This is a genomic window from Nocardia sp. NPDC056952 (assembly GCF_042674185.1).
In the GTDB taxonomy this organism is placed as follows: Bacteria; Actinomycetota; Actinomycetes; order Mycobacteriales; family Mycobacteriaceae; genus Nocardia.
Genome location: NZ_JBHURA010000001.1, coordinates 14,329 through 27,886 on the forward strand (window position 1 = coordinate 14,329; position 13,558 = coordinate 27,886).

9 protein-coding genes are annotated in these 13,558 nt (G+C 67.5%); 6 read left to right on the forward strand and 3 right to left on the reverse strand.

From position 1 onward, the window contains the following. The first annotated feature begins 157 nt into the window (after positions 1–157). The 5 genes from ACFTS5_RS00060 (at position 158) to ACFTS5_RS00080 (ending at position 9,246) form a co-directional block, all read left to right on the forward strand. A complete protein-coding gene (locus tag ACFTS5_RS00060) occupies positions 158–2,893 on the forward strand; it encodes a WD40 repeat domain-containing protein (RefSeq protein WP_378626258.1) in 2,736 nt (911 codons plus the stop codon). After that, positions 2,886–5,438, forward strand: coding sequence for a TIR domain-containing protein (locus tag ACFTS5_RS00065; protein WP_378626260.1), 2,553 nt, complete (start codon positions 2,886–2,888; stop codon positions 5,436–5,438). The genes ACFTS5_RS00060 and ACFTS5_RS00065 overlap by 8 nt, the downstream gene beginning before the upstream one ends. A gap of 76 nt (positions 5,439–5,514) precedes the next feature. Then, positions 5,515–6,873 carry a DUF2252 domain-containing protein gene (locus tag ACFTS5_RS00070; RefSeq protein WP_378626262.1) on the forward strand — a complete coding sequence of 453 codons (1,359 nt, stop codon included), beginning with the start codon at positions 5,515–5,517 and terminating at the stop codon, positions 6,871–6,873. Positions 6,874–6,949: 76 nt separating this feature from the next. Continuing rightward, positions 6,950–7,834 carry an AAA family ATPase gene (locus tag ACFTS5_RS00075; protein WP_378626264.1) on the forward strand — a complete coding sequence of 295 codons (885 nt, stop codon included), beginning with the start codon at positions 6,950–6,952 and terminating at the stop codon, positions 7,832–7,834. Beyond that, positions 7,831–9,246: a VWA domain-containing protein gene (locus tag ACFTS5_RS00080; protein ID WP_378626266.1), complete on the forward strand. Its 1,416-nt coding sequence runs from the start codon at positions 7,831–7,833 to the stop codon at positions 9,244–9,246. Before ACFTS5_RS00075 ends, ACFTS5_RS00080 begins: the two co-directional genes overlap by 4 nt. A gap of 146 nt (positions 9,247–9,392) precedes the next feature. Here the strand turns inward: ACFTS5_RS00080 and ACFTS5_RS00085 are convergent, their stop codons facing one another. Further along, positions 9,393–9,854 (reverse strand): nitroreductase family deazaflavin-dependent oxidoreductase, encoded by a 462-nt coding sequence (locus ACFTS5_RS00085; RefSeq protein ID WP_378626267.1) that lies wholly within the window; start codon positions 9,852–9,854, stop codon positions 9,393–9,395. Positions 9,855–9,883: 29 nt separating this feature from the next. Continuing rightward, a complete protein-coding gene (locus ACFTS5_RS00090) occupies positions 9,884–10,339 on the reverse strand; it encodes a carboxymuconolactone decarboxylase family protein (RefSeq protein WP_378626269.1) in 456 nt (151 codons plus the stop codon). 176 nt (positions 10,340–10,515) lie between these two features. On the opposite strand from ACFTS5_RS00090, the gene ACFTS5_RS00095 reads away from it, so the two are divergent. Further along, positions 10,516–13,005: a tetratricopeptide repeat protein gene (locus ACFTS5_RS00095; protein WP_378626270.1), complete on the forward strand. Its 2,490-nt coding sequence runs from the start codon at positions 10,516–10,518 to the stop codon at positions 13,003–13,005. Here the strand turns inward: ACFTS5_RS00095 and ACFTS5_RS00100 are convergent. Beyond that, a complete protein-coding gene (locus ACFTS5_RS00100) occupies positions 12,965–13,492 on the reverse strand; it encodes a DinB family protein (RefSeq protein ID WP_378626271.1) in 528 nt (175 codons plus the stop codon). The genes ACFTS5_RS00095 and ACFTS5_RS00100 overlap by 41 nt on opposite strands. Between the last annotated feature and the right edge of the window lie 66 nt (positions 13,493–13,558).

The following is a 13,558-nucleotide window of genomic DNA, read 5'->3' on the forward strand; positions in this document are numbered from 1 at the left end:
GGTGGTCTGCGGCCGAAACAATCCCGATGTTACCGGCCGGAACGCCGTCCGCACGTCGACATAACTCGTACTATGCCGATGAAATCTGTTGTACAGGAACATTTTCCATCTGACTCGACCTGCCGGGCAGAAATCGTGAGGCATTGAGGTACTCGACGTGATCAGAATCGACGTGCTCCACCGGCCCGAAGACGCGGACCGAATCCAGCCGCTACTGACCGCCTTCGGTGCGGAAGGGGTGAGAACAGGTGCCCCCCGGGCGGAGCCGCCGCCGGATGCGGCGCTGGTCGTGGTGTTCAGCGAGGCGATGGCGGACGAGGTCGAGCGGACCGGCAAGGATTTCTTGACCGAGGCGACCAGTCGTTACCGCACGGTGGTGCCGATGGCCTACGTCCCCGACGTGCCCGAGCCGTTCGACCAACTCAATCCGTGCTACCTGCGTCGGGTCACGGTCAGTGATGCCGCCAAGCGGGTAACCGCGATCGCCCGCTACGGCGGCGCCGATATCGTCGAGTGGGCCAGACTCGTCGACCAGGCCTCGAAGTGGCGAACGGCCGAGTCGACGGCGCTGTTGAACGAGTCGGCGCTGTCGGCGACCCGCGGGCTCCTTCGGTCCGTCCCCGCCCGATCGTCACCCCATCTCGAGACGGTGCGCGCGTTCGTCGCGGCGAGCTCGTCGGCGGTCGCACGGCGTCGCCGTCGAACAGGCGCTGTGCTCGCGGTGACCATCGTCGCGTTGGCCGCGCTCGTCACTTTCGCGACCGTGCAGACCGTGGGAGCGCGTCGAGCACAGTCGGCCGCCGACCGAGCCGCCGACGCCGCGACGGCCGACCGTCTGAGTCGCGTCGCCGTCGAGCTGATCGGGTCGGATCCCGACTTGCCGAGCATTCTGGTCGGACGGGCCCAGCAGCATGCCGCGACCGACGCCGTCCGTGGTGTGGCCGCAGCGGTCGCGGCGCAGACCTGGCCGCACACCGCTGTCCGGCTCGACTACCTGCCGCGTGCGGTGAGCGCCGCGCAGAGTTCGACGCGCATCGCGATCACCGCGTACGACCAGACAGCCATCCGGGTTTACGACGCCCCCGGTGGCAATGAGATCGGGGTTTTCGACTATCACGAAGGTAGCGGGGAACTGGGCGGTGGCTTCGGCGAACTCAGCCCGGACGGCGAGCTGTTGGTGACCACCGAGCGTCTGCCCGGACCGATCAAGGTCTTCGACGTCGCAGCGCGCGAACAGTTGACACAACCCACCGGTTGGCGCACCGATCACGATCGGCTGCTCGGTTGGTGGGACAACGACGAGGTACTGCTCGCCAGGAACTCGTCGCTGCTGCGTATCGACGCTCGAACCGGGGCGAGCGTCGAAGCTTTCGCGGCTCCACCGGGCACGGTCATCGAGGCCGCCGACCGCAGCCGCAACGGCCGTCATCTCGCCGTCGCCACCCAGGAGTCGGTGTTCCTGGTCGACGCGCAGACCGGTGCGGTCACCGGAACTGTCGACGCGCACGGGATCTCGAAATTACAGGTGAACGATGACGGCACCCGCGCGCTCGGCATCGCCGATGATGGGAATCTGTGGGACCTCGAGCTCGACGACGGCTCCGGCAAGGCCGGCGCCACCGATTTCGACGCGTTCGCGTCGTCGATCCTGGATGTCGACAGCCAGTATCAGCTGGTCGGCCATCCGGGCGGTTCGATCAGTCTGGTCGCCGCCGAGTACACCACCGACGCGATCCAGCAAGTGCGCGCGCACACCGCGGGCAGGGTTCAGCTGGCCGCGTTGTCGACAGGACAGGTGGCGACTGTCGCGGTGGACCAATATCTGCGGATCTGGGACACCCCGGCGAGCGCGCGACTCGGCGTCCCGACCGGCATGGGCATCGTGAGCAGTTCCGCGCGGATGACCAGCCACCTGGTCGAGACCTCGCCGCTCGGCTCGGCTCGCAATCAGATCCGTCACGCGGTTGCCGGGTTGTATCCGACGACGATCCTGCCGGGGTACGCGCGCTTGGTCGACCGCGCGACGATGGCCGATGTCAGCACGAAACCCTACTTCGGCGGACTCGATACCGACGTCTTTCTCTCCGACAACGGCCGATACATCGCGACCGTAGGTACGAAGCGGACGCGCGTGTGTGCCTTCGTCGAGCAACCACGATCGCTCAGCGAAGAGTGCAAGCAGGCCAAGGGCGGTCCGATCCCCATGGCCATCGGTGCGGGTAAGCGGGGAATCGGCGATCTCAGCGACGACGGGTCGATAGTGGGCGTGGCAGACAGCCTCACCGTGGGATCTGTCGAGATATCGAGCGCGACGAACCGAAGTCATCGCTTCGATGTCGAACGCGCGCCGGTCGCGGTCTTCGCCGCCGCCGGGGAGGCGAGCGCGGTCACCGCCGATGGCTATCTCCGGACTCTGACCGGTGCGGAGTACGAGCTGGCGGGCCCGGTGGATCTGGGCGCCGGGGCGATGACCATCGCCGCGGCGGAGGTGATCGACCTCGGTCACATGTACTTCGTGACAGCGGGCGGTGACATCGTGGCACTGCGCTCGGGCCGGACACGGATCGTCGCCAATATCGGTGCGGAGGCCGCGCCGTTCGCGCTGCGTGTGTCGTCGTCGGGCGAGCGCATCGCGGTGATGACCGAACGGGGGATCGTCGTGGTCGACGCGCAGCGCGGAACCGAACTCCTGCGTGAGCCGAGCCTCGGATCGGTGATGGTGACCGATGCGGCTTTCACCGAGGACGCGCGGGGCCTCATGCTGGTCACCGGGATCGGGACCGTGCGCAAGCTCGAGCTCGGCAGCTCGGTGGCCAGCCACCGATCACCACGCGAGGCGACCGCAGCGGAAGTTTCCGTATTCGACCTCGGGGGAGAGCCACACCATGGCTGACATCGCGATCTCGTACTCGCATCTCGACACCGAACTCGCGCACCAGGTGCGTAACGAACTTCTCGCCGCGGGGCACACGGTCTGGATCGATGAGACCGGCGACTTCGGGGCAGACGCCGACGGCATCGCGGTGCCCTTTGGCGCCGATCATTGGCAGGTCATCGAGGCGGAGTTCGCGGCGGCCGATCTCGTCGTGGTGATCGACACTGCGCGGTGGTGGGCCTCGCCCAACTGTGCCAGGGAATTCGACACGCTCACGAGCTGGGGAAAGTGGGTCGAATTCCACCGGCCCGGCATCACCGACGTCGTCACGTTGGCCGCACCGCTGGCGTCGAGACGCCACATCACCGGTGCGCACGCGCGGCTCATCCAGCGGATGGAGTCGACCGGCCCGCACTCACCCGGGCTGGTCGAGCGCTGGTTCCGTCGAGCAGACGCCGACGACGCCAGGACGATTCTCGGTCCCGACGCCGCCACCGCCGGGATCACGGTCGGTGAGCGACTTGGGGTCGTGGCTGAGCGCGCCATCGACAACGCGAACCGGGTCCGCCGGCGAGTCCTTCGATCGGCGACGGTGCTCACGGCGGTGTTGGCCGTCTGTGCTGTTGTCGGGTTGATCGCGCTGAGCGTCGCGGTGCGACAGCGAGATTCGGCTACTCGTTCGGCGAATACGTCGATGTCGTTGAACACCGCGTCGCAGGCACGTGATCAGGACGACACGAGTCAGGCGTTGGCACTGGCGCAACGAGCAGCCGATTTCGCGCCGACGGTGGCCGCGACGTCAGCACTGAATGTGGCCAACGCGAACAACGAACGGCTGCAATCGTTTTCGATAGCGCATCGTGAGTATGTCGGCGCCCAGTGGGCGGCGGACGCCCCGATCATCGTGGCCTACACCCGCACCGGGATCTACCAGATCGACGCGCGCAGCGGACGCGAAATCGCGTCGATCGGCCTCCGTGAACGCTCGATCACATCGATCGCGGTCTCCCGTACGGGCGAGCGGGTCGTGCTCGGCGACGGCGTCTTCCTGCTCGTCGCGGACTTCGTTGGTGGCAGAGTCGAGGAAGTGACCGGCAACGTCAACTTTGTCGCCACCGCTGACGGCGAGCACGTCTGGGTCGCGGCAAGCGCGGAGTGGCCGCAGTTGCGCCGGACGGCGTTCCGAGACGTTGCGAACCCGATCGGTGGGACGACCTATCGGCTGCCGACTGTCGCGAAGGCGCTCGCAATCGATGAGAGTCGCCGCGTCGTCGACTATCTCGACGGTCGAGGAAACCTGCACTCCGCCCGCTTCACCGAGACCGAATTCGTCGACTCCGGCGCGCACGAGCTCGTGCCGCCTGCGGAGGTCGACGTGGACGAACGCGGTGCGATGATCTCTCGTTGCGGGGAGAACGTCTTCGGCGTCACGCCGAAACGTGGACTGTCCGACACGAGCTTCGCCCGGATCGGTGGGCGGGTGACCACCGAGGACGTGCCGTTCTTCATCTACCCGCCCATTTGCAACCCGGACGGGACCGCGTGGGGCACCTACGTCTCAGGGCCGAGCGGTCGGGCTTTCGGTGGTGGTCCGACGCCCTACCTTCCTTGGGGCGTCAACCGGTACGTCCCGGTGGTCGACACGGTCGGCGCCCGAACAGCGGTTGTCACCCCGGACGGGTGGCTCTATGTGATGCCGGGCGAGCGTATCGAGGTGCGCGAAATCGACGATGCCACCGCGCTGATCGCCTTGCCGACCACGGAATTCGCGATCCGGCGCGACGGTTCGGTCGTCGACACCGCCACCGGGGTGGTCACCGGCCACGTGGGAAGCGAGGCGCTCAGCCCCCTTGCCCTGACAATCGGCGGTGTCGCCGTGATCGGCACCGACCACGGCATCGTGCGCATCGATGAGCGGGGTAGTGCCTCGCTGGTGGCAGCGGTCGACCGTCATGAGGTCGCCTCGGTTCGGGCTGGTTCGGACTCGAAGACGTTCGTGGCGGCAGGCGGTCGAACGGTGCGGCTGCTCGGTGTCGACGGCAGCGTTCGCGCGATCGAGATGAGCTGGCTCGACAGCCGGTATCAAGTGGCCGACGCCGACATCTCTCCTGACGGCCGCTCCCTCGTGGTGTCGACGACCGGCGGCCAAGTCGCGGTCGTCGACCTGAACGCGCACGCTTCCGTGAGATTCTGGGCGCAACAGCTGCCGGTCGGCTCGACCCCGTCGGTTGCCTACGTCGCGCGCACCGGCGCGATCTTCATGGTCGGCGCCGATGGGATCGTCCGGTTGCTCGGTCCCGAGCTCGACGTTCGCGCAACGGCCTTTGTCGGCGATCAAGTGCGGCAGGCCGAGCTGTTCGGTGATCGCGCGGTTGTCACCTCCTCGCGCAACGGCATCACCGTGTTCGATACCGGGTCCCTTGTCGTCACCGATGCGATCCCGGCGAAGGTCACCTCGGTGATGGCATTCACCGTTCAGGGAAATCAGTTGATCGGAATTTCTGTCGGTACCGACGGCGAGGAGGTGACGTCGAGCCGCCGGATTCGGATTCCCTTGCCGTGAGGTAGCTGCAAAGTTGTCGCCGCACAGTAACCCGGCGATGCTTGCAGCACACGGCAGGTAGCGCGAGACTTGCTCGATGACGACGGTTGAGGATTTCGATCGGCAGGCGGCGGAGGTCGGTAAAGCGGCGCGGAAGCGGGTTTCTCGTACCGCGATGGGGGAGTGGAAACCGGAGCCGGGCAGGGAGGACCCGGTGGCGATTCTGCTGAAGCAGAACGCGAAGCGGGTGCCGAGTCTGGTGCCGATCCGGATGGCGCGAATGGCGGTGTCGCCGTTCACCTTTCTGCGGGGTGCCGCGGCGATCATGGCCAATGACCTCGGATCCGGTCCCGATACCGGGCTCATCGTGCAACTGTGCGGCGACGCGCACCTGTCGAACTTCGGGCTCTTCGGCACTCCTGAACGCAATCTCGTGTTCGATGTGAACGACTTCGACGAGACGCTGCCCGGCCCGTTCGAGTGGGACGTCAAACGCCTGGTCGCCAGTGTCACGGTCGCGGCGCTCAACAACGGCTGTTCCGATGAGGACGCGGCATCGGCGGCGGAGGCGACCGCCCGCGGCTATCGCGAGGGCATCGAGGCGATGACAGAGCAGGACAGTCTCGAGATCTGGTACGACCGGGTCGACTCCGACATGGTCCTCGAGCTGGTCCAGAAGAAGAAGGGCCGCAAGCTGGCCGAGAAGACGATCGCCGCGGCCAAGAAGCGCACCAGCCTGCAGGCACTGGACAAACTCACCGAACCCGATGCCGACGGCATTCCGCGGATCAAGAATCAGCCGCCGCTGCTGGTCCCCATCACCACCCCTGACGCGGCGACCGTCACGGCGCTGTTCGCCGAATACCGGCGCACCCTGCCCGATCACATGCGCGTGCTGCTCAACCGTTACGCCTTCGTCGAGGCCGCCGTGAAGGTCGTCGGGGTCGGCAGTGTCGGTACCCGGTGCTTCATCGCGCTGCTGATGGACAAGGAGTCCGGCGCTCCGCTGTTCCTGCAGTTGAAGGAGGCCGACACGTCGGTGCTGGCGCCGTATCAGAAGGCGAGCCGGTACAAGCACCAGGGACATCGTGTCGTCGCCGGTCAGCGCTTGATGCAGGCGTCGAGCGACATCTTCCTCGGCTGGGCCACCGGCCCCGAGGGCGTGCATCACTACTGGCGTCAGTTCCGCGACATGAAGGGCTCCGTCGATATCGACAATCTGACCCACCGGCAACTGTCCAACTATGGCGCCGTCTGCGGTGGCGTGCTGGCTCGTGCCCACTGCCGCTCCGGTGATCCGCTGGCCATCGACGCCTACATCGGCGGCAGCGAGAAGTTCGACACGGCTCTGAGCGATTTCGCGATGTCGTATTCGGATCAGAGCATGGCCGACTACCGCCTGCTACAGGCCGCGATCAAGGACGGTCGGGTAGCGGTGGCCGACAACCCGTACTGAGGCCGAACCGGCAGCGTCGGAGCTACGGGGGCTCGCGTCGCCGCCATCTCGGCAACACTCGATACACTCATTACCGATGAGTAACTTCTTTTCCTCGGTGGACCAGGTGACCGACCGGCTGACGGCTGCCGGTTACCTGCCGTCCCTCGATATCGCGACCGCGGTCTTCCTCGCCGATCGCCTCGGTAAACCGCTGCTGATCGAGGGTCCCGCCGGTGTCGGCAAGACCGAGCTCGCCAAGGCGATCGCCGCCGCGGTGAGTGCCGAGCTCATCCGTCTGCAGTGCTACGAGGGCGTCGACGAGGCCCGTGCCCTGTACGAGTGGAACCACGCCAAGCAGCTGCTTCGCATCACCGCCACGTCCGGCGAGGACTGGGACAGCACCCGCGACCACGTGTTCACCGAGGAGTTCCTGCTCGCCCGCCCGCTGCTGGCGGCGATCCGCAATCCCGACCCCACGGTGCTGCTCATCGACGAGCTCGACAAGGCCGACGTGGAACTCGAGGGTCTGTTGCTGGAAGTCCTCGGCGACTTCCAGGTGAGCATCCCCGAGCTCGGCACGGTCACCGCCGTCCGCAAGCCCTTCGTCATCCTCACCTCCAACGCCCACCGCGACCTGTCCGAAGCGTTGAAGCGCCGCTGCCTGTATCTCCATATCGACTATCCGACAGCGGAATTGGAGAAGGCTATCGTCGCGCTCAAAGTCCCCGAGCTCGATGCGGCGCTGGCCGAACCAGTGGTGGCGACGGTGAGTGCGCTGCGGCAGCTCTCGCTGCGCAAAGCACCCTCGATCGCCGAAACTGTCGACTGGGCGAGAACTCTGGTCGCGTTGGGGACGCGGTCGCTGACCGGCGGCGTGGTCCGCTCGACACTCGGAGTCCTGCTGAAGTATCAGTCGGACCATCGCGTGGCGATCGACCGCCTCGGTCTCGACGACCAGACGGACGGCAGTGTGCGGTGACGAGCCGCGATGACCTCGGCGGCTCGGCGCCTGTCGCGGCAACGGATTCGCGCTTCGCGCCCACCAGCGCTCGGCTCGTCGATTTCGTCACCCTGCTGCGCGAGCACAACATTCACGCGGGCCCCAGCGAAACCATCGACGCGGCCGCGGCGGTCGTAGCCCTCGGCACCACCGACCCCCGCGTCCTGCGCTCGGGTCTGGCCGCCTGCCTGCTGCGCCGCAACGGTCAACGCAAGGTCTTCGACCAACTCTTCGACCTGTACTTCCTCGGCGTCTCGCTGCCACCCGTGCGCCCGAGCGGGAGCGCCGAGGACCTGCGCGAGCGTCTGATGGCCACCCTCGTCCAGGGTGAGGACACCGCCGAGCTGGCCCGCGAAGCGCTCGACACCTTCGGTGCCTACGGCGGTGCGGGGGAGAGCGCGGGCCGGGTCACCCAGGCTTCCGGCGCCGGCTGGTCCTCTTACCTGACGATGAAATCGCTACGCCCGGATGAGATCTCCGAGCAACTCGCCCAAACCATGGGTGGCTCAGGGCAGTTCGATACGGCGGTGCGTACCATCGAGGCCCGGCGCCGCGTCGACCAGTTCCGCGCCGCTGTGCAAACCGAAGCACGCCTGCGTTCGGCCGAACTGCGCGGCACCGACTACATCGCCCGGCGCGGCGTCGAGAACTCCGCGGACCGAACGGATTTCCTCGGCGCTCGCGAACAGGACCTCGCCGAGATGCGTCGCCTGGTGCACCCGCTGGCCCGCAAGCTCGCCTCCCGGCTGGCGGTGCGCCGCAAGAAGGCGGTGCGCGGTCAGATCGATCTGCGCCGTACCCTGCGCCGATCGATGGCCACCGGTGGCGTCCCGGTCGATCCGGTGCTGCGGGCTCGCAAGCGCGGTCGGCCCGATCTCGTTGTGCTGGCCGATGTTTCGGGCTCGGTCAGCGGTTTCGCCGAATTCACGCTGCAATTGGTGCAGGCGCTGCAGGACCAGTTCAGCAAGGTCCGCAGCTTCGGTTTCGTCGACACCTGTGCCGAGATCACCCAGTACTTCACCCCCGGCGAACCGCCATCGCCGGGTTTCGCGCAGAACATCGTGCGCGAAGGCGGCGTCGCCCGGTTCGGATCCAGCAATTACGGCGAGGTCCTCCAGGGTTTCGTCGACCACTACCTCGACGCCGTCGGCCCCCGCACGTGCGTCCTGATCCTCGGCGACGCCCGCACCAACCGCACCGATCCGAATCTGGCCGCGCTGCAAGCGATCACCGAGCGAGCGAAGGCCGTCTACTGGCTCAACCCGGAGCCGTCGCGCTCCTGGTCGACCGGCGACTCGGCCGCCGAGGACTACACCGACATCGTCACCATGCACGAATGCCGCAATGTCGCCCAGCTCGCCGAGGTGATCGGCAGACTGCTGCCCGCCTGATTCAGCTCGGCCAGGTCGACGCTGACTGTGGGTGATGGTGGCGGTGCCGAGGCGTCCTCGTCGGGGGCTCGGTTCCCCGTGCCTGCCGAGAAGTCTGAAATGCCTCGGCAGGCCCTCTGTTTTCGTTGCGCCACCGACACGAGCGTTCAAGCGGTAGCCGCCAGCCGCACGACCGCGTACTCCCGGCCTGCCTTGGCCTGGTACTTGTCGTAGCGGGGCTGGGCGGCCGCGATGTGGTCCCAGGCCGTCGCCCGCTCGGCGCCGTCGAGAACCCGGGGCGTCACGGCGACCGGGTCGTGGTCGGGGAGTTGGACGGTCGCCTGATCGGGATTGCTCATCAGGTTGAGGAACCAGTCGGGGTGCCCGTCCTTGCCGCCCGAGGCGACCAGCAGCCAGGAGTCGTCCTCGCCGGGGAACCAGCTGATCGGGGTATCGCGTGGCTGGCCACTGCGGCGGCCGACCGTGTGCAGGATCAGCACGTCCATCCCCATGAAAGTGCCCTTGCCGCGCCGGATCTTGCGGTTCATGCGCGCGTTCATCCGGTGCTGCATCCAGCGAGAGAACCCGCCGTGTGCATTGCTCTTGCTCGCTTGCTGATTCGCGGACATTGTCACTGTTCCTTTCGAGAGGAGGGGCCTCAGCCCCAGGCGCCGGCGATCTGACGGGTGGTGGCGTTGAGCCGGTTGAACATGTTGGTGACGCCGATCATCAGCACGATCGAGGCGAGCTGCTTCTCGTCGAAGTAGCTGGCGGCGCTGTCCCAGATCTCATCGGTGACCGCGTCGGGACGGTCGGCCATCCGCGTGGCGGCCTCGGCGAGTTCGAGGGCGGCGCGCTCTTCCTCGGAGAAGAAGGGGGTCTCGCGCCAAGCGACCACGGTGGCGAGGCGGTCTTCGCTGACACCCGCTTTGCGTGCGGTGGTGGTGCCGCCGTGCACGCAGGCGCTGCAATTGTTGATCTGGCTGACCCGCAGGTGCACCAGCTCCAGGATCTCGCTGTCCACGCCGCCGGTCTCCACGGCCTTGAGTACCTGCTGGATGGGGCCCATCGCGTCGGTGAGGACCATGGCGGGGTTCTTCATCCGAGACTGCATGTCGTTCTCCTTGTTCGGTGTTTCTCCGCTGCTTGCGGTGTGACTCAATAACAGCCCGTCCGGCGCTGGAACAGAATGGCTGTGGGACACTGTGGGACAGCTGAAAACGGCCCTGACCACCCGCTTGTCGGTCGTGAGATTTCTGGTCCGGGCCGGGACAACGGGAGTGGAATACGGTGGTTGTGCAACAGCAGACGGCACGGGCGTACCCGCAGGACGAGCTCGCTTCGCGCCTGCGCCTGATTCAGGAACTGTCCGGCCGCGGCGTGCGCGCCCTGGCCCGCGACACCGGCCTGAGCTCGTCCTCGCTCTCGCGCTATCTCAGCGGCCAGACGGTCCCGCCGTGGCCGGCGGTCATCGAGCTGTGCCGCCTGGTCAAACGCGATCCGCGCCCGCTGCGTCCCCTGTGGGAGCGCGCCAACAACCCCCTGCCCGCCCCGCCGAAGACCAGCCGCCAGCCGGCCCCGCCGAGCCCGCCGGCCGACGCCCCACCGCCGCCCCGCAACGACCTGCCCCGCGACGTGCCCGACTTCACCGGCCGCGAACAGGCACTGGCCGAGGTGATCGCCGCCGTCCGTGCCGATCGCGTGGTCGCCATCGACGGCATGGCAGGCGTCGGGAAGACCTCCCTGGCCGTGCACGCCGCGCATCAGCTCACCGCCGAATACCCTGACGCTCAGCTGTATCTCGACCTGCACGGCTTCACCGACGGACGTCAGCCGCTCGACCCCGACGCCGCCCTCCGCGCGTTGCTGGCCGCGTTGCAGGTCCCCTCGGAGCGGGTGCCGCAGGACGGGGGCGTCGAATTGCGTGCGGCCTGTTGGCGCTCGGAGCTGGCGCGATTGCGCGCTGTCGTCGTGCTCGACAATGTCGCCGATGCCGCGCAGGTCAGCCTGCTGTTGCCCGGTGCGGGCGAGTCGGTCGCCATCATCACCAGCCGCAACCGGTTGCTCGAGCTCGACGAGGTCCCGCCGGTGACCCTCGATGTGCTCACTCCCGAGGAGAGCGCCGAGCTGCTGGTGCGGGCCAGCGGTGACGCACGCCTCGGACGGCTCGCCAAGGAACCCGAGCAGGCCGCCGAAGTGCTGCGCCTGTGCGGCAACCTCCCGCTGGCGTTGCGCCTCGCGGCCGCTCGTCTCCGTCATCGCCCGGGTTGGTCGGTCGGCATTCTCGTGGAGCGGATGTCGGAGGGGGCTAGCGAATTCGACACCGCATTCGGCATGTCGGTTCGTCAGCTGAACAGGGACCAGCGTCGCCTGTTCCGGCTGCTCGGCCTGATCCCCGGCTCCACGTTCACCGATTACGTCGCCGCCGCCGTGGCCGACGTCTCGCTGCGCAGTGCCCGCACGATGCTCGAGGATCTCCTCGACGCGCACCTGGTCCAGCAACCGGCCGACGGCCGCTACCGCCTCCACGACCTGGTCCGCCAGCACGCCCGCACCGCCACCTTCGAACACGACACCCCCGCCGACCGCGAACGCGCGCTACACCGCGTCCTCGACTACTACGTGCACACCGCGGCTGCCGCCGACGCCGCTATGCCGTTCCTGTCGCCGACCCGACCGGTCTCGGCGGGCGCACCGCCCGCCGAACTGCCGCGGTTCCCCGGCCGTGATGCCGCGTTCTTCTGGTTCGTCTCCGAGTACACCAACCTGATGGCCGTGTTCTACGCCGCCGTCGAAGTCGGCGCCGACACCCACGTCTGCGAATTGCCGCGCTTCATGCGCGCGTTCTTCGCCCGCCGGTGCGGCACCACACATCTCAACGCCCTCTTCGAGCAATCTCTCACCGCCGCACAGAATCTGGGCGACCCGCGCCAACTCGCCGAAGCTCACAGCGACCTGGGTTTCGCCCGGTACAACGCCGGGCGGATGACCGAAGCGGCCGCCGCCTACGCCGCGGCCGCACCCCTGGTGGCCGAAGTGGGTGACCCGCTACCCCGAGCCGAACTGACGATGCGCTGCGCCCAATTGCGCTGGGACGAAGGCAGTATCGAAGAACCGCTGGAGCTGTTCCGCCAAGCCCGCGACCTCTACACCACCGGCGGCTGCCCGACCAGCGCCGCCGACGCCGTCGCCAGTGAAGCCTGGGCCCTGCTCCAACTGGGTCACCGCGAACAAGCCGTCCAACTCGCCCGCGAAGCCCTCGCGATCCCCGCGGTCAATCCCTCGCTGCAGGCCCAGATCACTCTCGGCGTAGCGATCGCGGCAGACGAACCCGCGCAAGCCCTCGAACACCTCGATCAGGCCCTCGCCCTCGCTCGCGAGGACGGCCACAAACACAACGAAGCGTGGTGCCTGAACTGCCGGGGCGTCGCGCTGCGTGAAATGGGTCGCTACGACGAAGCCCTCGCCGGCCACCGAGAGGCGTTCGCGCTCTTGGACGCCCTTTTCGAAGACCACTGGAAGATCCACTTCCTCAACGGCTACGCCGAAACCTGCCGTCTCGCGGGCCTGCCCGGGGAAGCCCTCGACCTCTACCGCGAAACCCTGGCCCTGGCACCGAGACTGGGCCACCGCTTCGAGGAGGCGACGGCCCACCAGGGCATCGCCGACGTTCTGGACGCGACGGACCCGGCTGCCGCCACCGAACACCGTGCGGCGGCCGAGTCCCTGTTCGCCGAGATCACCCCATCGACTTCGCTCCGTCCAGCGATTCACGAATGATGTCGGCGTGCCCGGAGTGCTGGGCGGTCTCGGTCATGATGTGCATCAGCGTGCGGCGTGCGGTCCAGCGTCCGCCGGGCTCGAACCACGGGGCCTCCGGCAGGGGCTGACTCACGTTCAGATCCGGGAGGGTGCGCACGAGCTCGTCGGTGCGTGCGGCCACCCGCTCGTACTCGGCCAAGATGCCCTCGAGCGTGTCGCCGGGCAGCATCCGGAAGATCTCGCCCCACTGCGCGATCTGTTCCTCGGTCATCGAGGAGAAATCGGGGGCTTCCGCGGGCCCGTCGAGGATGAAACCCGCCCAATTCGCTTCCACCGCGGCCACATGCTTGATCAGACCGCCCAGGCACAGCTCGCTGGCGGTCGGGCGCAGACCCGCCTGCTCGTCGGTGAGGTCGCGGACAGTGAAGCGCAGGAAGTGCCGGTGCTTGGCGAGCATCTCGAGGATGTCGGTGCGCTCGGTGTCGATCTGGGTGCTCGTGGTCATGTCCGGATCCTTTGCTTGTCGGTGTTGTGAAACCCAAGGTAGAACCAATTGCGGCCAGTTTCTGAC